The sequence below is a fragment of the Candidatus Defluviilinea gracilis genome, from assembly GCA_016716235.1.
GTDB lineage: Bacteria > Chloroflexota > Anaerolineae > Anaerolineales > Villigracilaceae > Defluviilinea > Defluviilinea gracilis.
Map to the genome: position 1 here is coordinate 20,772 of JADJWS010000005.1, position 20,632 is coordinate 41,403.

At 53.2% G+C, this 20,632-nt stretch carries 21 protein-coding genes; 11 read left to right on the forward strand and 10 right to left on the reverse strand.

The window, feature by feature from the left end; translation table 11 throughout:
• Nucleotides 1-2: 2 nt before the first annotated feature.
• From rpiB to IPM31_17085, 6 genes are all read left to right on the forward strand, one after another.
• A complete protein-coding gene (gene rpiB, locus IPM31_17060) occupies nt 3-551 on the forward strand; it encodes a ribose 5-phosphate isomerase B (GenBank protein ID MBK9008682.1) in 549 nt (182 codons plus the stop codon).
• Between the two features lie 155 nt (nt 552-706).
• A complete protein-coding gene (gene deoC, locus IPM31_17065) occupies nt 707-1,567 on the forward strand; it encodes a deoxyribose-phosphate aldolase (GenBank protein MBK9008683.1) in 861 nt (286 codons plus the stop codon).
• 74 nt (nt 1,568-1,641) lie between these two features.
• On the forward strand, nt 1,642-1,932 hold the full coding sequence (locus IPM31_17070; protein MBK9008684.1) for a EutN/CcmL family microcompartment protein: 291 nt from the start codon (nt 1,642-1,644) through the stop codon (nt 1,930-1,932).
• Nucleotides 1,929-2,348 (forward strand): hypothetical protein, encoded by a 420-nt coding sequence (locus tag IPM31_17075; GenBank protein MBK9008685.1) that lies wholly within the window; start codon nt 1,929-1,931, stop codon nt 2,346-2,348. The genes IPM31_17070 and IPM31_17075 overlap by 4 nt, the downstream gene beginning before the upstream one ends.
• A 2-nt stretch (nt 2,349-2,350) precedes the next feature.
• Nucleotides 2,351-2,671 carry a EutN/CcmL family microcompartment protein gene (locus tag IPM31_17080; GenBank protein ID MBK9008686.1) on the forward strand — a complete coding sequence of 107 codons (321 nt, stop codon included), beginning with the start codon at nt 2,351-2,353 and terminating at the stop codon, nt 2,669-2,671.
• A 48-nt stretch (nt 2,672-2,719) separates the two neighbouring features.
• Nucleotides 2,720-2,992, forward strand: a complete 273-nt coding sequence (locus IPM31_17085) for a EutN/CcmL family microcompartment protein (GenBank protein ID MBK9008687.1) — start codon at nt 2,720-2,722, stop codon at nt 2,990-2,992.
• Here the strand turns inward: IPM31_17085 and IPM31_17090 are convergent.
• Nucleotides 2,989-3,552, reverse strand: a complete 564-nt coding sequence (locus IPM31_17090; GenBank protein MBK9008688.1) for a YdeI/OmpD-associated family protein — start codon at nt 3,550-3,552, stop codon at nt 2,989-2,991. The genes IPM31_17085 and IPM31_17090 overlap by 4 nt on opposite strands.
• A 180-nt stretch (nt 3,553-3,732) precedes the next feature.
• On the opposite strand from IPM31_17090, the gene IPM31_17095 reads away from it, so the two are divergent.
• Both IPM31_17095 and IPM31_17100 read left to right on the forward strand, forming a co-directional pair.
• Nucleotides 3,733-4,119: a RidA family protein gene (locus tag IPM31_17095; GenBank protein ID MBK9008689.1), complete on the forward strand. Its 387-nt coding sequence runs from the start codon at nt 3,733-3,735 to the stop codon at nt 4,117-4,119.
• 40 nt (nt 4,120-4,159) lie between these two features.
• Nucleotides 4,160-5,173, forward strand: coding sequence for a LysM peptidoglycan-binding domain-containing protein (locus tag IPM31_17100; protein MBK9008690.1), 1,014 nt, complete (start codon nt 4,160-4,162; stop codon nt 5,171-5,173).
• A 54-nt stretch (nt 5,174-5,227) separates the two neighbouring features.
• Here IPM31_17100 and IPM31_17105 read toward each other — a convergent pair whose 3' ends face one another.
• Genes IPM31_17105 through IPM31_17115 form a run of 3 tightly spaced genes read right to left on the reverse strand, consistent with a single transcriptional unit; the run spans nt 5,228 to nt 7,516 of the window.
• Nucleotides 5,228-6,085 (reverse strand): hypothetical protein, encoded by an 858-nt coding sequence (locus IPM31_17105; GenBank protein ID MBK9008691.1) that lies wholly within the window; start codon nt 6,083-6,085, stop codon nt 5,228-5,230.
• Nucleotides 6,082-6,486, reverse strand: a complete 405-nt coding sequence (locus IPM31_17110) for an NUDIX domain-containing protein (protein MBK9008692.1) — start codon at nt 6,484-6,486, stop codon at nt 6,082-6,084. Before IPM31_17110 ends, IPM31_17105 begins: the two co-directional genes overlap by 4 nt.
• A gap of 34 nt (nt 6,487-6,520) precedes the next feature.
• Nucleotides 6,521-7,516: a class I SAM-dependent methyltransferase gene (locus IPM31_17115; protein ID MBK9008693.1), complete on the reverse strand. Its 996-nt coding sequence runs from the start codon at nt 7,514-7,516 to the stop codon at nt 6,521-6,523.
• A 206-nt stretch (nt 7,517-7,722) separates the two neighbouring features.
• Between IPM31_17115 and IPM31_17120 the strand changes: the two genes are divergently transcribed.
• Nucleotides 7,723-9,891, forward strand: coding sequence for an AAA family ATPase (locus tag IPM31_17120; protein ID MBK9008694.1), 2,169 nt, complete (start codon nt 7,723-7,725; stop codon nt 9,889-9,891).
• Nucleotides 9,892-10,175: 284 nt separating this feature from the next.
• On the opposite strand, the gene IPM31_17125 is transcribed toward IPM31_17120, so the two are convergent.
• The 4 genes from IPM31_17125 to IPM31_17140 form a co-directional block, all read right to left on the reverse strand.
• A complete protein-coding gene (locus IPM31_17125) occupies nt 10,176-11,465 on the reverse strand; it encodes a PD40 domain-containing protein (protein MBK9008695.1) in 1,290 nt (429 codons plus the stop codon).
• The gene (locus tag IPM31_17130) at nt 11,462-12,733 is read right to left on the reverse strand and encodes a PDZ domain-containing protein (GenBank protein MBK9008696.1); all 1,272 of its coding nucleotides are present in this window, start codon (nt 12,731-12,733) and stop codon (nt 11,462-11,464) included. The genes IPM31_17125 and IPM31_17130 overlap by 4 nt, the downstream gene beginning before the upstream one ends.
• A gap of 75 nt (nt 12,734-12,808) precedes the next feature.
• A complete protein-coding gene (locus IPM31_17135) occupies nt 12,809-13,003 on the reverse strand; it encodes a hypothetical protein (GenBank protein MBK9008697.1) in 195 nt (64 codons plus the stop codon).
• Nucleotides 12,996-13,178 (reverse strand): hypothetical protein, encoded by a 183-nt coding sequence (locus IPM31_17140; GenBank protein ID MBK9008698.1) that lies wholly within the window; start codon nt 13,176-13,178, stop codon nt 12,996-12,998. The genes IPM31_17135 and IPM31_17140 overlap by 8 nt, the downstream gene beginning before the upstream one ends.
• Nucleotides 13,179-13,357: 179 nt before the next feature.
• Here IPM31_17140 and uvrB point away from each other — a divergent pair, with 179 nt between their 5' ends.
• Both uvrB and IPM31_17150 read left to right on the forward strand, forming a co-directional pair.
• Entirely contained in the window at nt 13,358-15,388 is a 2,031-nt protein-coding gene (uvrB, locus tag IPM31_17145; GenBank protein ID MBK9008699.1) for an excinuclease ABC subunit UvrB, read from the forward strand.
• Nucleotides 15,389-15,651: 263 nt separating this feature from the next.
• Nucleotides 15,652-17,052: a hypothetical protein gene (locus IPM31_17150; protein MBK9008700.1), complete on the forward strand. Its 1,401-nt coding sequence runs from the start codon at nt 15,652-15,654 to the stop codon at nt 17,050-17,052.
• 55 nt (nt 17,053-17,107) lie between these two features.
• Here the strand turns inward: IPM31_17150 and IPM31_17155 are convergent, their stop codons facing one another.
• Together IPM31_17155 and cadA are read right to left on the reverse strand one after the other, a co-directional pair.
• Nucleotides 17,108-17,773, reverse strand: a complete 666-nt coding sequence (locus tag IPM31_17155) for a nitroreductase family protein (protein ID MBK9008701.1) — start codon at nt 17,771-17,773, stop codon at nt 17,108-17,110.
• Nucleotides 17,774-18,287: 514 nt separating this feature from the next.
• Nucleotides 18,288-20,630 (reverse strand): cadmium-translocating P-type ATPase, encoded by a 2,343-nt coding sequence (cadA, locus tag IPM31_17160; protein MBK9008702.1) that lies wholly within the window; start codon nt 20,628-20,630, stop codon nt 18,288-18,290.
• Between the last annotated feature and the right edge of the window lie 2 nt (nt 20,631-20,632).

Sequence of the window (20,632 nt, forward strand, 5' to 3'; positions counted from 1 at the left end):
TCATGGACGACAACGAAATCCGACAGATCGTGCAGAACGTGGTCAGGAAGATGACTGACACGCCTCAAACCGACCCTCAGCCTGCCTCGCCCGTAGGAAAGCGGATCGTCGCCCTCGGCGCCGATCACGGCGGATTCGAGTTGAAGGGAATCCTCAAAACCGAAATCGAGTCGCTTGGCTTCGTTGTCATGGATGTTGGCACGAACAGCAAAGAGCCAGTGGACTATCCCGACTTCGCCCATTCCGTCGCGCAGATGGTAGGGACGGGTCGCGCGTGGCGCGGGATTATGATTGACGGCGCGGGCATCGGCAGTTGCATCGTGGCGAACAAAGTACCCAACGTCCGCGCAGGGATGGCGTATGATGTTTCGTCCGCATCCAACAGCCGTGAGCACAACGACACGAACGTGCTGACCCTCGGCGCGGGCTTGATCGGGGTCAATCTGGCGAAGCAGATCGTCAAAGTCTGGCTCACTACCGATTTCGGCGGCGACCGTCACACAAAGCGCGTGGATAAGATAAAATCGGTGGAGAAGATGTATCTGAAGTGATGTTTGCGTAGCGGGGTTTCCCCGCCCAAATATTTTGAATCAAACAAATGGGGCGAGATGACCTCGCCCCTACAAGACCAACCATGACAAAACCCGACCCAAAACTTGTTGAACAACTCGTAGAAATCATCACGCATGAAGTGCTTGCCGCGATGATGGAAGATGAAACGCGCGCCAGCAACTCTGAAGCCTATCACTGCAAATTCGATTGCGCGGATGGACTTTGCGTGCGCCTGTGTTTCGATCATGTGGGCAACGTCGTCAAAGCGGGGGCTGAGAGAGTCTCGTCTACGCTGGGAGCGATTCCGCAGGAACAGGCTATCGCAGGGATGATTGACCACACACTGCTCAAGCCTGATGCCACGCAACAAGAAATCGCTCAACTTTGTTATGAGGCGCGGAAGTACGGATTCGCATCCGTGTGCGTGAACCCGACATGGGTGAGTCTGTGCGCGGAACTCCTCAAGGGTTCGGATGTCAAAGTCTGCACCGTGATCGGTTTTCCGCTCGGCGCGACATCGTCTGAATCAAAAGCGTTTGAAACCGAGACAGCCATCAAGCAGGGCGCGACGGAGATTGACATGGTGATCAACGTCGGCGCATTGAAGGCGCGTGATATTGAAACGGTTGCGCGAGATATTCGCGGCGTGGTCAAAGCGGCGCACTCGCATGGCGTGATCGTCAAAGTGATCATCGAAACGGTATTGTTGACCGATGAAGAAAAAACCATCGCGAGCCTCACGTCGAAAGAAGCGGGCGCGGACTTTGTCAAAACGTCTACGGGATTCGCGGGCGGCGGCGCGACTGTCCACGATGTGGAGTTGATGCGCAAGGCGGTCGGTCCGCAGATGGGCGTGAAGGCGTCGGGCGGAGTCCGCACGTTTGAAGACGCGCAGAGTATGATCCAAGCGGGCGCAACACGCATCGGCGCGTCGGCGGGGGTGAAGATCATTCAAGGTCCGAGCGACCAAGTTGAAGGGAAGAAAGAAGCGAGCTCTTCATCCGCAAAATATTAATAACCGTCCCGCAGGTTTGCACGAGTCGCATGATCGCTCGATGAATCCTGCGGGACGTTTGAATGAGGTAAATCATGCTCATCGCAAAAGTGATCGGCACAACGGTATCCACCATCAAAGACGAAAAATTGCACGGGCGCAAATTGCTCATCCTGCGGCAGTCCGACGAAACGGGCGCGGTGTCGGGCAAGCCGTATGTGGCTGTCGACACGGTGGACGCGGGCGTCGGCGATCTGGTGCTCACCGCGTCGGGCTCGTCGGCGCGGCAAACGAACATCACAAAAGACACGCCAGTGGACGCGGTCATCATGGCGATCATTGATACGCTCGAAGCCGATGGAAAAATTACGTTTCGAAAATCATGAAAAAATTTTATACCGATAAAGATATCGAAGAACTTTTTCACAACGGCGTCAAGTCTTTGCAAATCAATGACGACGTTGTGTTGACCGATCTCGCCTTTGAGAAAGCGCGGGCATTGGGATTGCTCGTGGATGATTCTCCGCCCGCCGCGCCTGTGCGACCTTATTTATCGGATGTGAAGCCGCGTCCTTCGACGGGGAAATCTGATTCAGTTTCTTCGGCATTTCACCCTCTCCCCTCGGGAGAGGGCAGGGGTGAGGGCGCCCTCACCCCTAACCCCTCTCCCTCAAGGGAGAGGAAAGTTGAGTTGGAAAAACGCATCCGCGAAAAAGTTTTTGCAAAACTTGGGAATCAAGTGGACGCGGGGTTGCTCGACGCCATCATCAAACGCACACTCAAAGCGACGGGGATGAAGTAATCATGTTATTCGGACGAGTCAAAGGCAACGCGGTTTGCACGATCAAATATCCCAACATCGAGGGCGTGAAGTTGCTCGTTGTCCAGCCGTTGAACAAGCGACTCGAACCCATCGGCGTCTTGCAAGTTGCCGCGGACGTTGTCCACGCGGGCGTGGGCGATCTGTGTGTGATGGTCCGTTCGCGTGAAGCCGCACTCGCCATGAGAGATGAAAAGTTCGTGCCGATTGACTTGGCGTTGGTTGGCATCGTGGATGAATTGGAAGTGAAGCCCGATGGTGAGTTTGAATACACACTGAAGGTTGGTCAAAGCAAGTTCACGTAAGATTTTCACCACAAAGGACACGAAGAACACAAAGGAAAAAGCAAGGAAATGGTTATCGGTAAAGTCGTCGGCACTATCGTCACCACCATCAGCCACGCGCACTACAAGAATCGCAGACTGCTCGTCGTCCAACCTTTATTGCTAGACGGCGAAAAGCCTGACGATGATTTCATCGCGCTCGATAACTCACAGGCAGGAATCGGCGACACGGTGCTGGTCAACCGCGAAGGGAATGGCGCGCGCCAAGTGTTGGGCATCCCTGACGGGTGCGTGATCTCGGTCATTGTGGGGATTGTGGATAGTGTGAGTGTGGAAGTTTAGTAATGCTTCTCAATCCCGCCGAATCCGAACATCTTATTCTTCTCCGTCATCTCGACGAAGTGTCGCAGTCGCTTCTTGAACTCCTCAGGGCGGTGACGCGCCCCGTGGATGAACGCGATGCGAATTCGTTTGTACGAGTCTGAGAATTTCTGAAAATTCTTCCACGCTTCCATGTTCGCTTTGATCGCTTTCAATATATCAGGCGGGACGACGAATTTCTCGTTCAGAATATCTCCCAGCGAATCAACGACTTCTTTCATAACTTTCTTCTTCGCCACCAAATACCGCAATCGTTCGATGTTGGCTTGCGAGTAACTGGATTTCGGCTTTCGAGGTGAGAAGCGTTGCGCCGTGCGTTCCTCATCTAATGTCTTGAAGGTGCTATCTATCCAGCCGAAGCACAGGGCTTCCTCCACCGCGTCGTTGTATTCGATGCGCGGCTTGCCTGTCGCTTTTTTGTAATAGACCAGCCAGATGTCTTTTTCGGTCTTGTAATTCTTCTTCAACCAGTTTCGCCAGTCTTTGCGGTTGGTGACGTGAAGCGTTTGGGATATGTCCATGTTCGTTATCTGTTCCTGAATTCATTATATAATATTTGCAATCGTAATCCAGATTGTCAATGTTCGTCTTTTGCATCTCTGCCGCAGAGTCACAGAGACGCCGAGAAACCCCAGTATTTTTTCTCTGTGACTCCGCGTCTCCGTGGCTAAACCGCCTCAAGTCTATTAAGGAGTTGCCCCATGAAAGAATTTCGAAACCCGCAGAATGTCCATCAGCCGCTTGCCGGATATTCCCACCACGTTGAAATTTCAGGAAACGAACGCATTCTGGTCCTCTCTGGTCAGATAGGGATGAGAGAAGACGGGACAGTGCCAGACGACCCGCTCGAGCAAATGGATGTTGCCCTCGAGAATATCTTCCGCAATCTTCAAGCCGCGAATATGGGCGTGAGGGACATTATCAAACTCACATATTATCTCGTGGGCGAAGTTGATACGGCGAAGCGGCGCGAACTGGTCGCATCCAAACTGGGCGGACATAAACCATGTAGCACGTTGTTGTATGTCGCCGCGTTGGCGAGTCCAGTGTACAAAGTCGAGATAGAAGCGTGGGCAAGCGCGGACTAGGCTAACGCAGGTGATGAAGTCGAAAAAGGAAAATAAATTGATGCTGAAGAAAATCCTGCTGGCTTCGATTCTATCCCTCGCGCTCCTCTCGTTTGGATTTGTCCGCGTGCAAGTCGCTCATGCGCAAGAGTCCACGCCGACGCCCGCCGAACTCATCAACGAAGTCAACGCCTTGCGCCTCGCCAACGGATTGAACGCGCTGGCGGTGCATCCCGCCTTGATGCAGATCGCGCAGGATGAGGCGAGCGGGATCGCGTCGGGCATGCCAGGTCACTGGCGACCGAACAACCTGACTCTCGGTCAATGGATGATGACATTGGGATATCCGCTGTCTGGCGATCTTTACCAAGATGGCTACCGTTCGGAAAATTGGATACTCTCACAAAGCTCGAAAGACGCGGTGCAAGGCTGGCTCGGCGACGAGCCGCACACGAACACAATGCTCTCGCCTTATCGCAGCGACATCGGCGCGGGCATCGCCGCCACCGAAGACGGTTATATTTTGGTCATCGAGACCGCGCTCCAAACAACCAGCGGCCAAATGCAATCGAATGCCAATGCCGTCCTCACAGGCATTCCGCTCACGCAACAGGCATACAACGCGGGCGCAACCCTCGCCGCCGAAAACGGCACGCTCCCGCAATATTCGCTTCCCATCGTCCTCGCAACCGCGAACCTCGGCGGCGACGTGATCCACGAAGTGCAATACGGGCAAACTTTATGGAGCATCGCCATCACGTACGGCACAACGATCAAAGAGATTCAGCGACTCAACAATTGGGATTCGGATGATGTGTACGTCGGTCAGCAACTCCTTGTGATGAAGGGAGCCACGCCTCCTCCGCAGGTGACGCCTGCTTCAGTCGCCTCGGCGTTTCCCACACTTCAGCCGACCGCTACCGCGACGATCCTCGCCACTTCATCCGCAACCCCGCCTAATGCGATCACAACAAAGAGCCCGCAAGAGATGACTCTCAGCGTCGCGGCAATTGCCCTCGCCGCCCTCGTGCTGGGAATCATCATCGCCTTTCCGCGCAAGAAGGAAAGAGATTAACCGTAACGCGACATTCATGTCGCCTTTATGCAAGAAAAAATTTTTACGCTGTTATTACTTTTTCAACGTAGGCGCCATCTCTCTGGCAACAAACTTCAAATACGTGCGCGTGATCCGCAAGCACGACCAAAGCGCCAGCAGAGAAATGATTGTCCCCCCAACGGCAAGCAAAATGATAATTTGGTTATTGAGATTGAAGAGCGCGATGAGTCCTGTGGTAATCACAGAATTGGCAAGCAGCAAATAATAAGGGAGGAATGCGGTGTGCGCCTGTCTTTCGGCTTGCTTAACTTGCGCGTCACGAGTGTCGCGGTCTAACGAAAGCTGGTGAGTTTTTAATTTCGCCTGATTTTTACCGCCCAACGAATCTTCGTCCGATGTCCTTGATTCCAGCCAGATCATTGCGATGAAAAGAGTCAGGTTCAACACGACGGGAAGATACATCCACCATGCGGCGCAGGCGGGTTGATTCGCTCCGCAGGGTCTTGTGACGCCTTCATAGATCGTCAACCCCATCACGGCGGGCAAGCCCAGCACTGCCAGTTCGCGGCTCGTGCGGATTCGGCTTTTGAGTGAATTCATCCAATCCAGCCGACCGTCCTTTGCTTTTTTCAGGCTAAACTCCAGATCGTTCTGCGGGAAGGGGTCTTTCCCTTTGAAGTTTTTGTGATCGTCGAGAAATTTTGCTCCCTGTCTGATGCGTAAATAATGCTCGGCGGGAGTCAGCATCGTATCCGCAAGTTTATCGAAGACGACTCCCAGCAAATACGCCAGACCCAAAAAACCGATCAATGCCTCGCTTTGCAAAAGTTCGGGGTTGATACTTTGTCCTTTCCAAAAAGGGAGGACGAACGCGCACAGGGCAAGGATGCCCGCCAAAATGAGCTCGATACTGACCTGGGCTGTATTCATGTGACCTGCCTAATGGATTTCAGAGATTCCCGCAATGCTTGTTTTGCTTCATCAAAGGAGAGCAGTTCCAACGCCTTCTTTTGTGTTTCCCATCGAAGCGTGCGGTTCTCGTCAGGTGTGACAATCTTTGTTAAGCGCACAACGAAATATTGAACGGTGACATCCTCATTTTTCATTGCATACGATTGCACGGGCCCAACTTGAATAATTTTCCCAACGACCCCCGCCTCCTCTCGTAATTCCCTCAACGCCGCTTTGCGCGGAGATTCTCCTTGTTCAATGTGTCCCTTAGGCAGTATCCAATGTTTACCCGTTGAAGATGAAACCACCAAATAAGTCTTGCGCTTGCCTTTGACTTGGAAAACGACACAACCAGCGTGGGTGAGTTTTTTCTGTTTCATATTAATTCAAGTATAGCATGAGGGAATGTGGAATCTATGCCTTCCGCCGCACCCTCAACACCGCGATCTTCGTCGAATGGTTGAATGGCGTGGGATCGGTGATAGGTTTGTTCACTCGGTTATACCCAACGAAATGCTCAGGCGCGGGGATCAATTCTTCGATCTTCAAATACCCATCCTTGCATAGCTCTTCAAGCGTCTGCATGTACTCCTGCCCACTGACGTACAATGCGTTATTGATCGCAATTAAATACCCACCATCGTTGACGAGCGGACGAACTTTATTGATGAGCCGCGCGCTCTCTTTTTCCTGATCCACTTTGCCTTTGGGCGTGGACGAAAAGAATGGCGGGTCGAGGATCACGCAATCGAAAGTTTGTTTCCCTGTTTTGAACCTGCTGACTGCGGGGAAAAAATCGAGCGCGAGGAAATCATTTCGATTGACTGAAAACTCGTTGAGCGCGTATGATTTTCTTGCCAGGTCAAGAAAGCGGCGGTTGCGATCCACTTGCACCACGCGGCTCGCGCCTCCAGCCAGCGCGGCGACGCCGAAACTGCCCGTGTAGGCAAACGTGTTCAGCACGGACTTGCCTTTCATATTTTCGATGAGCCATTTTCGTAGCAGGCTTGTATCGAGATAAAAACTTGCGTCGCGGTTCATCGTCAGGTCAAGCGCGTACGACACTCCATGCTCGGTGATCTTTGTATCAGGCGAGTCGCCGAAGAGAAGTACCCCGCGCTTATCCTCTTGCGTGAGTCCGTTTCGCTGTTTCAAAATCCCAGCGCGTAGCCAGACTAGGGAGTTGCGTAAGGCGTTGACTAGGTTTTCTATAACTTGTTGATTTTGCGTCGGGTCATCCGCGTAGTTGTGAATGACTAGTGTCCGCGCGTAGATGTCCAACGAAAGGCTTGGGTCGCCTTCGGTGAATCCGTTGAAGAGGCAGAATGCAGCCCCATGGTTTGAATCAACTTGATGGGCGCGGGAGGCGAGGGCTTTGTCCAGCAGAGGTTGAAATGAATCGGTCGACATGGTGAGTCCCATTATACGTCGCTTCAAGCCGCTTAGAGTTCGATAAGAGATGAAGTTTCGTGTTGTGTCGGGTTTCCTTTTAGGGTACACTTTTTTCAAGTGCAAGCATCTGTTTGGTTGAGGTGATTTTATGTCCCTGATGGACCCCAAAAACGATATGGCGAAGGCAGGCGAGGATAAGGCAAAGCGTAATCGCGCCGCGTATCATGCCAAGGCATCCAGTGATTTCTATGGCGGCGCCCGGCTGGATGGTCGGGCTGTTCATTACACTCTTCATCGCCACGCCGGCGATCTGGCTCCTATTACAAACCGCCACACGCTCCACATTTAATGATCGTTTGCAGATCGGTATTTCGGTTGCATGGTGGTTCAACCCGCTCTCTCTCGGCGCTTTGGGATATATTGCCAGCAACATTCGCGCCTGGCGGTTCTGGACGGTTTTTGCGCTACTTGTTTGGGCAGGCGTGAATGTGCTGGTGTCAGCGGCGATCGTTAACGAGACGGCGCGGATATTGATCGTCAACGGCCTGTTGCTGACCGGGTACATCCTGTTTGGGCTTTTCGTCCTCTACATTCAACTACGCGTTTTCCTGTGGGCGGCGGCGGGAAAAGCGGGACGTTTCTTCTTCGGTATTTTGGGCTGGGCCGCCTTTAACGGACTCATCTACTGGGCGATCATCAATCCCGTGGTATTGAATGCCATTCTGATTGTCTTGGGGTTTGCGTTTCAGATCCTGTTTGCGATTGGGTTCGCCATTATTCAATTCGTTGCCATCTTCTGGTTTATGGCGCGCTCCCGCGTGGAGATCATCCGTCCCGGTGACCCGAAGACGATCACGTTCGACGATTACAAAGGACAGCCCAACCTGTTGAAGATGGTGCGCCAGTGGATTTCACTCCTTTCGGACCGCACGCAATTCCAAAAGATGGGCGGTCAATTTATCAACGGTTTGTTGCTCGCCGGCGAACCAGGCACAGGGAAAACTCTGCTCGCAAAAGCCATGGCGGGCGAGGCGGGTATTGCCTTTATTTCCATGGAAGGTTCAGGTTTCCGCGCCATGTTTTGGGGCGTGGATGTGCTAAAGATGATTCGCTTTATATCGCAGGCGCGGAAATTGGCTAAGGAGTACGGCGCTTGTATCGCTTATATCGATGAAATTGACGCGGTGGGAATGTCGCGTGGCGGCGTGATGGGGGGCGGTATGATGGGCGGTATGGGCGGCATGATGGGCGGGGGAACAGGCGCGCTCACCCGCTTGCTGTATGAAATGGATGGCGTGAGCGAACTATCGCGTTGGGAGAAATTACGCGCTCGTTGGTATCAATGGCGCAAGAAGCCGGTGCCGCCGCGCGACTGGCACATTTTATTCATGGGGTCAACGAACCGTCCCGATGTGCTCGATCCCGCGTTGACTCGTCCCGGGCGTTTTGACCGAACTGTTGTTGTGAACAAACCAGACCGCACCGGTCGCCGCGAGATCGTAAAATATTATCTGAGCAAACTTCAAATCGACGACTCGGTTGATATCGAGGCGATTGTCAGCGATACGGCTTGGGCGACGCCGGCGAGGATCATGTCGGCGATCACAAAAGACGCAGTTCGCCTCGCGTTGTTCGACAACCGCGATAAAGTTTCGCAACATGACATCGAACTGGCGTTTCAAGAACAGGCGATGGGTTTGGAAAACCCGGTGGAGGAAATGCAGGAAGATCAGCGCCGGCAGATCGCGTATCACGAAGCGGGTCATGCGGTGGTGCAGTATCACTTACGCCCCGACGAGCGTATTGTGCGGGTGAGCATCATCCGTCGTTCGGAGGCGTTGGGATATGTATTGCCCGTTCCGAACTACGATATTTACTCACTGCCATTACGAACCTTTGTGGCGGATATCCTTGTATCGATGGCGGGGCATGTGGCGGTGAAGTTATTCCTCGGCGAATACTGGACAGGCGCCACGGGTGACTTCCAAAATGTGCGCGCGCGGCTGTGGCAATTGGCTCACTACGGCTATTTCGGTCCGCCGCTGGAGGTGCAAGTCAGCGCGGGGATCGGCAAGGATAAAACGGATGTGGTCGAGAAATTCTGGCGGAAACTCGAGGAGCAGACGGAGAAGATTCTCTCGAAGCACTCTGCCGAGGTGCACGCGGTTGCGAAAGCTTTGTTAGAGAAAAACGATCTGACAGGAAAAGCGTGCATTGAAGTCATTCGCTCTGCGGCAAACGGCGCGGAAGCGGACGATAGCGGTCCCTTGCTCAAAGCGTTGGTCGAGGAGACCATTGTGACGGGCAATGGCAAAGACGCAAAACATGGGAAGAGCGGTAAGTCGCCTAGAAAAGCCGCCGCGAATCCTAAATTGAAATCGAGAAGGAAGTAAAGCAAACGGGCTGGAGAATTTCTCCAGCCCGTAAATATTTTTAGGACCTTCCGTAATTAACGATTCTCTACCGTACATGAAAGATTTTTACCGCAAAGCACGCTAAGGTCGCCAAGTTAAAAAGGTTTTCTTTGCGTTCTTTGCGGGTGTCGCATGGCGGTGCAAGTGTACGGTAGAGAGATTAGCGAGAAAGAGCCTCGCCACAAAAGGGGAAAAAGAGCCTGGATTCCTTGTGTTCTTCCTTTGTGACCGTCGTGCCCTTTGTGTTTGAAAAAAAGAATTCCCTATTTCCACGACCAAAACCCGATAAACCCTTCGGCGAGCAGTCTGGGCTCCAATTGACCGGATGCCGCCACGACAGCGATGCCGGGGGTGCCGTTCGGGGATACGAAGGGCAGGAGCAGATTATTACTATCCGGCGACCAGATCGTAGCAGACTGATGATATTGATCGAAGTATTGCAAGGTATTCGAAAAAATATTGGTGGGCGCGAAAGGGAAGAGTTCTTTGCTCTCGCCGGAGACCGCGTCTACCATGTTGAGTTGCAGGGCGGATAGTTCTTGTCCCGACGAATCGGTGACTTGCAGAGGTTTGAAATAAGCGAGTTGTCTGCTGTTCGGCGACCAGAAAAAGGCAAGGACATCATCGGTCTGGAAGAAATCCTCCGAGGTGGCGAGGTCGACCACGTGTAATTTTCCGACAATGCCAGCAGTGTTGAGATTTTCAGTCCCTTCGATATAGGCGACCAATTCGCTATCCGGCGACCATGCGAATGCCGCATTGAGTTCGAACTCTCCGATGGTTTGTTGAAATTCGCCTTTCGAATCGGCTACCACGAGTTCCTTCTTGCCCTCGTCGTTGACGCGGGGGTAGAGAATCCGTTCCCCATTGGGCGACCAGGCCGGGGCTTGGAAAGAAGCGGGGTTTGCGTCCAGACCGTCCTCGATCACGACTGAGTCCACTTGCAAGAAGGCGAGGTGCTCCGGGGTGGAGGTTGTGTCACTGCCGGTGTGGACGATCATGGTTTTGCCGTTGGGAGCCCAAGACCAGTAGTATGGCGCCCCGGTGTCAAGGATAACAGGCTCTTCCCCGGACGTCGGCACGTTTTGCAAAAGAATCGATTGCCGGTTTGCGTTGCCGCTTATCATGCTGACGTTTTCGTTGTCCGGCGACCAATACAGATAGAATGGAAACTCCGTTTCGCTGGAAAAGATTTCTGCGGAGGTTTCATCGTCCACGTTGTACACAGATAGGTCTGCTTTTGATTGCGTGGCGCCTGTGCCCTCGATGCCAACGTAGGCGATCTGATTTCCATCTTTCGACCAGGTTGGGAATTGGTAATACCGGTACGCGCTGGTTTGGGTTTCGGGTAACAACGCATCGTCGGTCACCGGAGTGGGGCTTTTTCCGCTTTGGTCGGTGACGTACACGTTCCCGTCGATGCCTATATACGCGATCAGCCCCGATTTGCGTTCGAGCAGAGGCAGTAAAGGGCTTTGAGGAAGTTGCATATCTTGCGGCAGGCAGGCTGTGGCGATGAGCGCGGTGAGTGTGAGTAGAAAAAGTTTTTTCATTGTGCGGGTCCCGCGCTCAGCAATTCGAGCGCTTTTTCCAGGACGGGATCATGAGCGGGGAGGATATCGTCCCATCCCGCATCGATGGTAATTTGCGGTTGGACTCCGTTGCGCCCAAGATCTTCACCGTTTGGCAATTTGAAGGAACTGGTCTCGATGAAGATGCGCGAACCGTCTGGCAGATAAAACAAAGTTGTGGCTTCGATAGCGCCGGGGGTGGTCTCGCCGATCACGATCGCCCGTTTGTTTGCCTGCAACGCCGCCGCGAGGATCTCAGGCGAGCCGCTCGTGTGTTGTCCCACGAGGATGATCAGCGGCACAGATTGCGAACCGAACAGATCGGCGCCGGTCACGGAAACGCTTTGTTCGATTTCCTGGCTGTTATAAAACGTTCCCACCTTTCCATCGTGGAAGAGTTTGAGTAATTCCTCGAGGGGCCAGCCTCTGCTAGAACCAGCCACGCGCAAATCTAAAACCAATCCTTCAAGTTTCTGGTTGGTGGTAAGTTTTTGCAGGTTGGCGAGCAGGTCTTTGAATAGGCTGTCATTATTGATCACCGGAAACAGGATATACCCATACGGCGCCCCCTGCACATCGATTTGCCGCGCTTCGATCTGGCTGGCGCTGACGAGTTGCGCCCGCGTCACTTCGACGGTTCGTTCTGGTTTGCCAGGCGTCTGCACGTTCAAAGTGACCACACTCCCAGCCGGTCCGCGCACGCGCTTGACCACATCAATCCCCTCCTCCAGCAAAATAGGATTCCCGTCGATCGCATAGATGCTGTCATGCGCGCGAATGCCTGCCTGTTCGGCAGGCGATCCTTCGATCACGCCCAGCACGATGATGTGCGGCACAGCCTCCGCGTCAAACCCGATGAAGGCACCGATGCCCTCGTACGTGGAAGTGGACTCGGTTTCGGCGGCGATACGCTCGTCACGCGATTGAAACAGGAGCGCGCCTTCGGGTAGTTTGCCTGTAAACTCCAGCATCAGCGCGTTGAACTCGTCGTTTGTCAAACCGTCAGAAATCCGCGCATGGTATTCGTCGAAAAGCGCGTCCCAATCTAGCTCGGCGGATTCATAGTAGATGTAATTATCTACAAGATGTTTTTGGATGGCATCGAAGACGCGCGTTTGATGTTCCTGCGGCGTGTACTGCGCTCCGAAATCCCCGGTGATCGGCTCGTCTTCTGGGGCGAATCCCGCGCAGGCAGAGAGCGCAAACGAGAAGATCAAAAGAACTGCAAGGATGGACTTGTTGGTTTTCATGGGACAACCTCAAAAACGCGCCGGTACATAATTCACACCATTGTACTCGTCTTATCTTGTTGGCAGGCTTCCGCCTTATATTTTCCTAATATTTTTTGGGTTCAATACCGAGATTAATTCCCGCCTGTCTACTTCGGAGTCGAGTTGAACCCAAATGAAACTGCGATGCGCGGAATATGGATCAATGCGGACGACCACGCCAGCGCGCCAGTCCTCGAGATGCTTCAAGAAGACTTCCACCCGGTCGTTGACTTTGATCTCGTCAGCCATTTCGTCTTGCGAAAAAATACAGCCCCGCGCCGACGAGCATCATCACGCCGCCGTTGATCGCCCACTGCGGATCGCCCGTCATGTAACTGCCGGGCAGGATGTTGATTCCCTGCAAGAAAAATACCAAGCCGATAAGAAATAGCAGGATGCCGATAATGGTCAATGTGGATTTCATTCTTGGATTATACTCTCGCCTCTTTTCGACGGGATGCCTGTTTCAGTTTCCTCAAGCGGACTCGACGCCTCGACATTTCGCGGTACAATATAGAACGTACGTTCAGATTATCTTTTCGCGCTGAGCGGAGCGGCGAGTGATTTCTTCGCCGCGCAGTCGAAGCGCATTTTACACATCACATGGACTTCAAACTTCAAGCACCCTTCATCCCTATGGGCGACCAGCCCGAAGCCATCCGCGGACTCGTGGATGGCGTGCATGGCGGCAAGAAACATCAGGTGTTGCTCGGCGCGACAGGCACCGGCAAGACATTTACCATCGCGTCTGTGATCCAGGAGTTGCAAAAGCCCGCGCTCATCATGGCTCACAACAAGACCCTCGCCGCGCAGTTGTATGCCGAGTTCAAAGAATTCTTCCCCGAGAATGCGGTGTCGTATTTTGTTTCGTATTACGATTACTACCAGCCTGAGGCGTATGTTCCGCGCCACGACTTGTACATCGAAAAAGAGACTCAGATCAACGAAGAGATCGAACGGCTAAGGCTCGCCGCGACTGCCGCTTTGATCTCGCGGCGTGATGTGATCATCGTTGCGTCGGTCTCGTGCATTTACGGTTTGGGCAACCCCGAAGAATTCGGCAAAGGGACAGTCACTCTCAAAGTGGGTGAGATGTATCGGCGCAATGCGCTGCTCCGTCAGTTGATCGAATCTCAATATCAACGCAACGACATGGATTTGAAGACAGGCACATTCCGCGTGCGCGGCGACACGTTGGAGATCATCCCTGCGTACGAAGACAAACGCGGATTCCGCATCACCTTCTTCGGCGATGAAGTGGAACGCATCATGCAGTTCAGTCCCGTCACTGGCGAAGTGTTCGAGGAGCCAAATGAAATTTCAATTTACCCCGCCAAGCAATATCTCACCGCCGCCGATAAGATGAAGGATGCGATTGCCGATATCGAAGCCGAGTTGGAAGATCGGCTGAAATTCTTCAAAGAGACTGGCAAGCACCTCGAAGCGCAGAGACTCGAGCAACGCGCGCGCTACGATCTGGAAATGTTGAAAGAGGTCGGCTATTGTTCGGGCGTCGAGAATTACTCGCGTCATCTGGATCGCCGCGCGGCGGGAACGCATCCGTGGACAATGATTGATTTTCTGCCGACAGATTATCTGCTGGTGATCGACGAGAGTCACATGACCGTCCCGCAGATTCGCGGCATGTATAACGGCGACAAAGCGAGGAAAGAAACGCTTGTCGAATATGGATTCCGCTTGCCTAGCGCGGTGGATAATCGTCCGCTCAAGTTCGAGGAGTTCGAAGAGGTGATGGGAAGCACGATCTACACCTCCGCCACACCTGGACCGTATGAGATGGGACACGCGGAACAAGTCGTCGAGCAGATCATCCGCCCGACGGGACTCGTTGACCCCGAAGTGGAAGTGCGTCCGACGAGGGGGCAGGTGGACGACCTGATCGGCGAGATCAGGCAGAGGGTCGAAAGAGGCGAGCGTGTCCTTGTCACCACGCTGACGAAGAGGATGTCGGAAGACCTCTCCGAATACTTGAAAGAGTTGGAGATGAAAGTCCAATACCTACATTCGGATGTGGAGACGCTTGAACGTGTGGGCATTTTGCGCGACCTGCGTATGGGCGTGTTCGATGTGCTGGTGGGAATCAATTTACTGCGCGAAGGACTCGACTTGCCCGAAGTGTCGCTGGTTGGAATTTTGGACGCGGACAAAGAAGGTTTTCTGCGTTCCGAGACCGCGTTGATCCAGACCATTGGTCGCGCGGCGCGTCATGTCAATGGGCGCGTGATCATGTATGCCGACAAGATGACCGACTCGATGAAGCGCGCGATTGACGAAACGAATCGCCGCCGCGCCAAGCAGGTGAAATACAACACCGAACATGGCATCGTGCCGATCAGCATTCACAAAGCGATCCACGATCTCACCGAAGAGTTGAGCGCGAAGGCGGTTGGCGAGATGCGCGGCGAATACAAAGTGAAGCAAGACCTGCCGCGTAATGAACTGCGCCAAGTGGTGCGCGACATGGAAATCCAAATGAAAGAAGCCGCGAAGAATCTCGAATTCGAACGCGCCGCCGCGCTGCGCGACGAGTTGTATCAGTTGAAGAGTTTGCTGGCGGAAGATGAAAACTTGAAACCGTGGGAACGGATAAAGTTGTTGACGGGGGAGGAATAATTTAGAGATTGGAGACTAGAGATTAGTTCCCTGTCAATGTCTCCTTGCAAAAGACTCGGACGAGCATCTAACGTCTTTGAGTTACCTTTTCGTGATGATGGGGGTTTCCTACGCGGTTATGCCCATCGCTATATAATTGGGAAAAATTTATAGTTTTTGACGCAGTTGTACTGCGTCAAGGCAGGCGGCACGAGCTACCGAGCAAATCGAGCTGTCGCTTGAACTCTCGTGAAGTATTGATTGGAAAAAAATTAGGAGAATCCATGCGTCCCTTTGTAACATTGTTTTTGATTTTGGCTTTAATGTCCATTGCTTGCGGAAGCGGAACCGTGTCTACGCCCGCGCCTGTCGTTTCAACCGATGTGAATGTGCCCTCGTCTACCGCCTTCGTGTCTTCCAGCCCGACCGACGAACCTGTTCCTCCCACGTCAACTCCCTCGCCTGAAAATGTGATCTTCGTGGATACGCTCGAGCAGGAAGTGTATCCGTTCGCGCAAAATGGAAAATGCTCATTGGCTGAAGCCATTATGGCGGCAAATACGGCAAAGCAATTTGATTCGTGTAAAACAGGAGTCTTGGGCGAGAGCGTGATCGAATTAATGCCTGGCGAATACGTTTTTACCCAAGATGACCAATCGCCTCCCGTGTATGAATGGTTGATCAGCGTCACCGATGTTGGCACTGCTCTCCCGCCAATTGCGTATCCAATGACCATTCACGGCAATGGCGCAACCTTGACCCGCGCTGAAAATGCCGAGCCATTCCGCTTTTTTGAATTGATGGTCAATTCGACGTTAACCATGGATAACCTCACCATCCAAAACGGCGACGTGGCGAAAGATTGGGGCGGCGCCATCTATTCGATGAGTTCCTCTATTTTTTTGGATCGCGTCCGCTTTGTCAACAACAGTTCCGATAACGGCGGCGCGATCTATTTCACCCTCGGCAGGCTTGACATTTCAAATAGCGAGTTCATCAATAACACAAGCACAAACAATGGCGGCGCGTTGTTCATCGATTCGTCGCGGTCTTCAATCCAATCCGCTCGTTTTGAAGGCAACGAATCGGATGGCAATGGCGGCGGTTTGTATGCCTATTTTGCCACGCTGGTGATCGCCGATAGTTTTTTCATGAAGAACCGCGTCACGGGCAACGCCAACGGGAATTGGGGCGGCGGCATGTTTACCAATCATGTAAACATCACTATTACGGGAAGCCAGTTTTATCAAAACGAGTCCGCCGCTTATGGCGGCGCGGTGGGCGTGATCAATCCCATCCTCGCGGGCATAGATCCTGAAGAGGATAATATGCTCCAGCAAATTCAAACCGCCCCAATGGTTTCCGATATGCTGACCAGCATCCCTGGCTTTCAAGCGACTCTTGAAGCGCACCCCAGCGGTATTTACTCGAATTTCAACGAGGATATACAGATCCACAACAATTGTTTTGCCAATAACAGAACGGTGGGCATCGAGCCAAATTGGACGAGCGGCATCCATGCCAGCGCGGCAACCGCCGATGGAAATTATTGGGGCGACCCCAGCGGACCTTCGGGCAGAGGTCCCGGCTCGGGCGATAGCGTCGGCAAGAACAAGGTCGTCTTTGCGCCATTCTTGACCGAAGCGCCAGATTTTTGCGATCCCGCGCTCTCTGAAATTGATTGAATAAAGAGGGCGTCACTTTGGTAGTGACGCCCTCTTTTCCTAGTGGATGAATTGATTAGATAAATGTCGCGATCTCACCCAGCGGCTTTTTGGTGATGACCGGGACTTCCGCTTCTTTCGCAGGGAAGCCTGTTACTAACAGTAGAAATGGTTTTTCATCTGACGGTCTGTTCAGAATCCCGTTGAGGAATCCCATTGGACTGGGTGTGTGGGTTAGCGAGACCAAGCCCGCGTTGTGAATCGCGGCGATCAAGAAGCCTGTGGCGATTCCCACCGATTCGTGGACGTAATAATTCTTCACGCGGCGTCCATCGGGTAATTCGCTGTGATTCTTTCCGAAGATGGCGATCAAGTATGGGGCGGTCACAAGAAACGGTTTGTGTGCGTCCGTGCCGAGCGGGGCGAGGGCTTCGAGCCATTCTTTCGGCGCGCGGCGCTGATAAAAATCTTTTTCCTCTTCTTCCGCCGCGGCGCGAATTTCTTGTTTCACCTTTGGGTCGCTGACCACGACAAAATGCCAGGGTTGCAAATTCGCTCCGCTTGGCGCAGTCCCTGCGGCGATGAGACACTCTTCAATGATTTCGCGCGGAACGGGTTTATCGGAAAAGTGCCGCACCGTGCGGCGACGTTGCATGTGCGCGCGGAAGTCTGTGGCGCGTTGGATCATTTCTTGCGATGGTTGTTCAGTGAAACTCAGCGGGTGAAATTTTGCAACGGGCATGGATTCTCCTGTATAAGCCAATTTGTAGGTCGGGCTTGTAGCCCGACAAATTTTTGCGTGGTGATGATCGGCGAGTTAATAACTCACCTTACGCCGTGAAGGTCGTAACGAGAGTCTGCGAAGCGCCTCGCGTTTTCAGTTGTACTTGCCCAAGAGCGACATATTGCAGGTTAACAATTAAACCGAGCAATACGGCAATTATTCACAGACCCCGAAGGGGTCAAATGATTGTAGTATTGAAGGATGTATCACATTCAACCCCGAAGGGGTGTCAGATGCGGCAAATTTATGTCATCCCTTCGGGATTTAGAGACCCATTTTGCCGCTTTTAGAATCCTATCATCCCTTCGGGATTGGCTTTATGGTAATAATCCATATCGTGTTTATTGCTAGATTTATTGGTTAATTTGCAAAATGTCGCATTACGAGAATCGAACTGACTTCAACTGTGTAGGTCGGGCTTACAGCCCGACCAGCTTTTGCGTGGCGAAGGCGTCAGGCTAAAAGCCTGACGCTACGTGGATTTATACCTCAACAACCTCAACGCATTCGCCACGACGACCAGCGTGCTTCCCTCGTGAAAAATGACGGCGATGCCAATGCTGATGATACCAGTGATTGACGTGACAATAAGCAAACCGATCACGCCCAATGCGATTGCCAGATTTTGAATGATGATCGCGCGCGTGGCGCGTCCCAAGCCGACTGCGAATGGCAGTTTAGAAAGATCATCGCCCATCAACGCAACGTCGGCGGTTTCGAGTGCAACGTCAGTTCCTGCGCCGCCCATTGCGATTCCAACGGTTGCATTGGCAAGCGCGGGCGCATCGTTGACTCCGTCGCCGATCATGGCAACCTGCCCATAGTCTTTGACAAGTTCGCGGATGATGGTGAGTTTATCTTCGGGCATTAAGTCGGCGCGAAATTCAGTGAGACCAATTTCACTTGCAATCGCGGATGCAGAACGCGCGTTGTCGCCTGTCAACATGATGGTATGAGTCACGCCAGATTTTTTGAGCGCGTTCATCGTCGGCGCGGCTTCGTGACGCAAGGTATCTGCCAGCGCGATCAAGCCCGCCAATGTTTTATCCACCGCGATCCACATCAACGTTTTGCCTTGTCCTTGCAATGCCTCGGCGCGTGAAATTGATTCGGATGAAAGCGCCACGCCCGCTTCGTTCATCAACTTTTGATTGCCGATCCAAATCGTCTTGCCGTTCGCCACCGCGCGCAGGCCGCGTCCCGTCAGCGACTCGACGTCGTCCACTGGCGAGGCAGGCAGACCCTGCGTCTGAGCCGAGCGCACGACCGCCTGCGCCAACGGATGCGCGGATCGAGATTCCGCGCCTGCCGCGATGGATAGTAAATCCACTTCTTTCCACCCTGAGGCTGGTAACACAACTACATCTGTCACCTCGGGCTGACCGTGAGTCACGGTTCCAGTTTTATCGAAGGCGATGGCTTTGAGCAGTCCGAGATTTTCAAGATGCGCGCCGCCTTTGACGAGCACGCCATTTCGCGCGGCTTGCGCAACACCTGCGAGAATTGCGGCGGGCGTGCCAAGCGCGAGGGCGCACGGCGACGCGGCGACGAGCAGAGTCATCGCGCGTAAAAACGATTCGCGGAATGGAAAACCAAAGAGAGGCGGGATGACGATCACGAGCGCGGTGAGAATTAAAACAGATGGGACAAAGATACGCTCAAATTTTTCGACAGTCTGTTGAGTCGGCGATTTTTGCGCTTGCGCTTCTTCGACCATTTTCATCACGCGCGCCAGAGTTGAATCTTTTGCGAGGCGCGTCACTTTGACTTCGAGCGCGCCTTCGCCATTGACCGTGCTTGCGAAAACTTGATCGCCAACCGTTTTATCAACGGGAAGCGATTCGCCTGTGACGGAGGATTGGTCAATGCCAGAACTTCCGTCGAGGATGATTCCGTCCACGGGAATTCGCACGCCAGGGCGGACGATGACCACATCGTCGAGTTGCAACGACTCGACGGGAGACTCCTGTTCTTTTCCATCGCGGCGGACCAACGCGGTCTTCGGTGCAAGGTCAGCCAACGCGCGGACGGCGCGGCGCGCGCGATCTAATGCGCGTTCTTCCAATGCGTGACCGAGGCTGAAAAGGAAAAGCAACAATGCGCCTTCGGCAAACTCGCCTAGGAACGCCGCGCCAATTGCGGCGACAACCATGAGCCCGTCTGTGTCGAGGCGGCGTTCGCGCAAGGCGTGCCATGCGTGACGTGAGACATCCCAGCCGCCTAAAACATAGGCGACTGCGAAGAGTCCGATGCTGAGAAATGTGGGGAAGCCGAAGAACGTATCGCCGAGCCAGCCGATCAGCAGAAATAATCCTGACAAGAGGCTGAATAGTAATTCTCTGTTCTCTTGTATCTTTGCTTGAAATTCATTAAGCGGAATTTGATACCCCAACGAACGGACTCGTTTTTCGATGGCGGCGCGAGTGATCTTGTGATTGTCATACTCGATCCACATTTTCTCGGTGGGGTAGTTGACGTTGACCGACAGCACGCCGTCCATGCGCCCGACGCTGTGTTCGATGACGAGACTGCAATCGGAACAGTCCATGTTTTCGATGGGAATCGATTCGTGATGATAGCGGTTGACGATTTGCGCGCCTGCAAGTTCGGCGAGACGCTTCACATCGGAGAGAGTCAACAGGTTGGGGTCGTAGTGCAGGCACAGGTCAACGGGCGTTTTGTCGCGTTCGACGTGTGCGCGGATGATTCCCTTTTTGCCTTGAAGCGCCGCTTCGAGCCGCACGAGGCATTCGTCCTTCTCGTTTTCAACGCCTGGGAGTAACAGCGGGATGTCAATGTCAATTGTTTGTTCCATGA

Bases quoted from the DNA above. Each gene is read 5' to 3' on its own strand.
- cadA (MBK9008702.1), bottom strand. From the start codon at position 20,630: ATGGAACAAACAATTGACATTGACATCCCGCTGTTACTCCCAGGCGTT.
- rpiB (MBK9008682.1), top strand. From the start codon at position 3: ATGGACGACAACGAAATCCGACAGATCGTGCAGAACGTGGTCAGGAAG.
- IPM31_17090 (MBK9008688.1), bottom strand. From the start codon at position 3,552: ATGGACATATCCCAAACGCTTCACGTCACCAACCGCAAAGACTGGCGA.
- IPM31_17080 (MBK9008686.1), top strand. From the start codon at position 2,351: ATGTTATTCGGACGAGTCAAAGGCAACGCGGTTTGCACGATCAAATAT.
- IPM31_17135 (MBK9008697.1), bottom strand. From the start codon at position 13,003: ATGGCTGACGAGATCAAAGTCAACGACCGGGTGGAAGTCTTCTTGAAG.
- IPM31_17140 (MBK9008698.1), bottom strand. From the start codon at position 13,178: ATGAAATCCACATTGACCATTATCGGCATCCTGCTATTTCTTATCGGC.
- IPM31_17075 (MBK9008685.1), top strand. From the start codon at position 1,929: ATGAAAAAATTTTATACCGATAAAGATATCGAAGAACTTTTTCACAAC.
- IPM31_17150 (MBK9008700.1), top strand. From the start codon at position 15,652: ATGCGTCCCTTTGTAACATTGTTTTTGATTTTGGCTTTAATGTCCATT.
- deoC (MBK9008683.1), top strand. From the start codon at position 707: ATGGAAGATGAAACGCGCGCCAGCAACTCTGAAGCCTATCACTGCAAA.
- IPM31_17110 (MBK9008692.1), bottom strand. From the start codon at position 6,486: ATGAAACAGAAAAAACTCACCCACGCTGGTTGTGTCGTTTTCCAAGTC.
- uvrB (MBK9008699.1), top strand. From the start codon at position 13,358: ATGGACTTCAAACTTCAAGCACCCTTCATCCCTATGGGCGACCAGCCC.
- IPM31_17130 (MBK9008696.1), bottom strand. From the start codon at position 12,733: ATGAAAACCAACAAGTCCATCCTTGCAGTTCTTTTGATCTTCTCGTTT.
- IPM31_17120 (MBK9008694.1), top strand. From the start codon at position 7,723: ATGCCAAGGCATCCAGTGATTTCTATGGCGGCGCCCGGCTGGATGGTC.
- IPM31_17125 (MBK9008695.1), bottom strand. From the start codon at position 11,465: ATGAAAAAACTTTTTCTACTCACACTCACCGCGCTCATCGCCACAGCC.
- IPM31_17095 (MBK9008689.1), top strand. From the start codon at position 3,733: ATGAAAGAATTTCGAAACCCGCAGAATGTCCATCAGCCGCTTGCCGGA.
- IPM31_17100 (MBK9008690.1), top strand. From the start codon at position 4,160: ATGCTGAAGAAAATCCTGCTGGCTTCGATTCTATCCCTCGCGCTCCTC.
- IPM31_17115 (MBK9008693.1), bottom strand. From the start codon at position 7,516: ATGTCGACCGATTCATTTCAACCTCTGCTGGACAAAGCCCTCGCCTCC.
- IPM31_17105 (MBK9008691.1), bottom strand. From the start codon at position 6,085: ATGAATACAGCCCAGGTCAGTATCGAGCTCATTTTGGCGGGCATCCTT.
- IPM31_17155 (MBK9008701.1), bottom strand. From the start codon at position 17,773: ATGCCCGTTGCAAAATTTCACCCGCTGAGTTTCACTGAACAACCATCG.
- IPM31_17070 (MBK9008684.1), top strand. From the start codon at position 1,642: ATGCTCATCGCAAAAGTGATCGGCACAACGGTATCCACCATCAAAGAC.
- IPM31_17085 (MBK9008687.1), top strand. From the start codon at position 2,720: ATGGTTATCGGTAAAGTCGTCGGCACTATCGTCACCACCATCAGCCAC.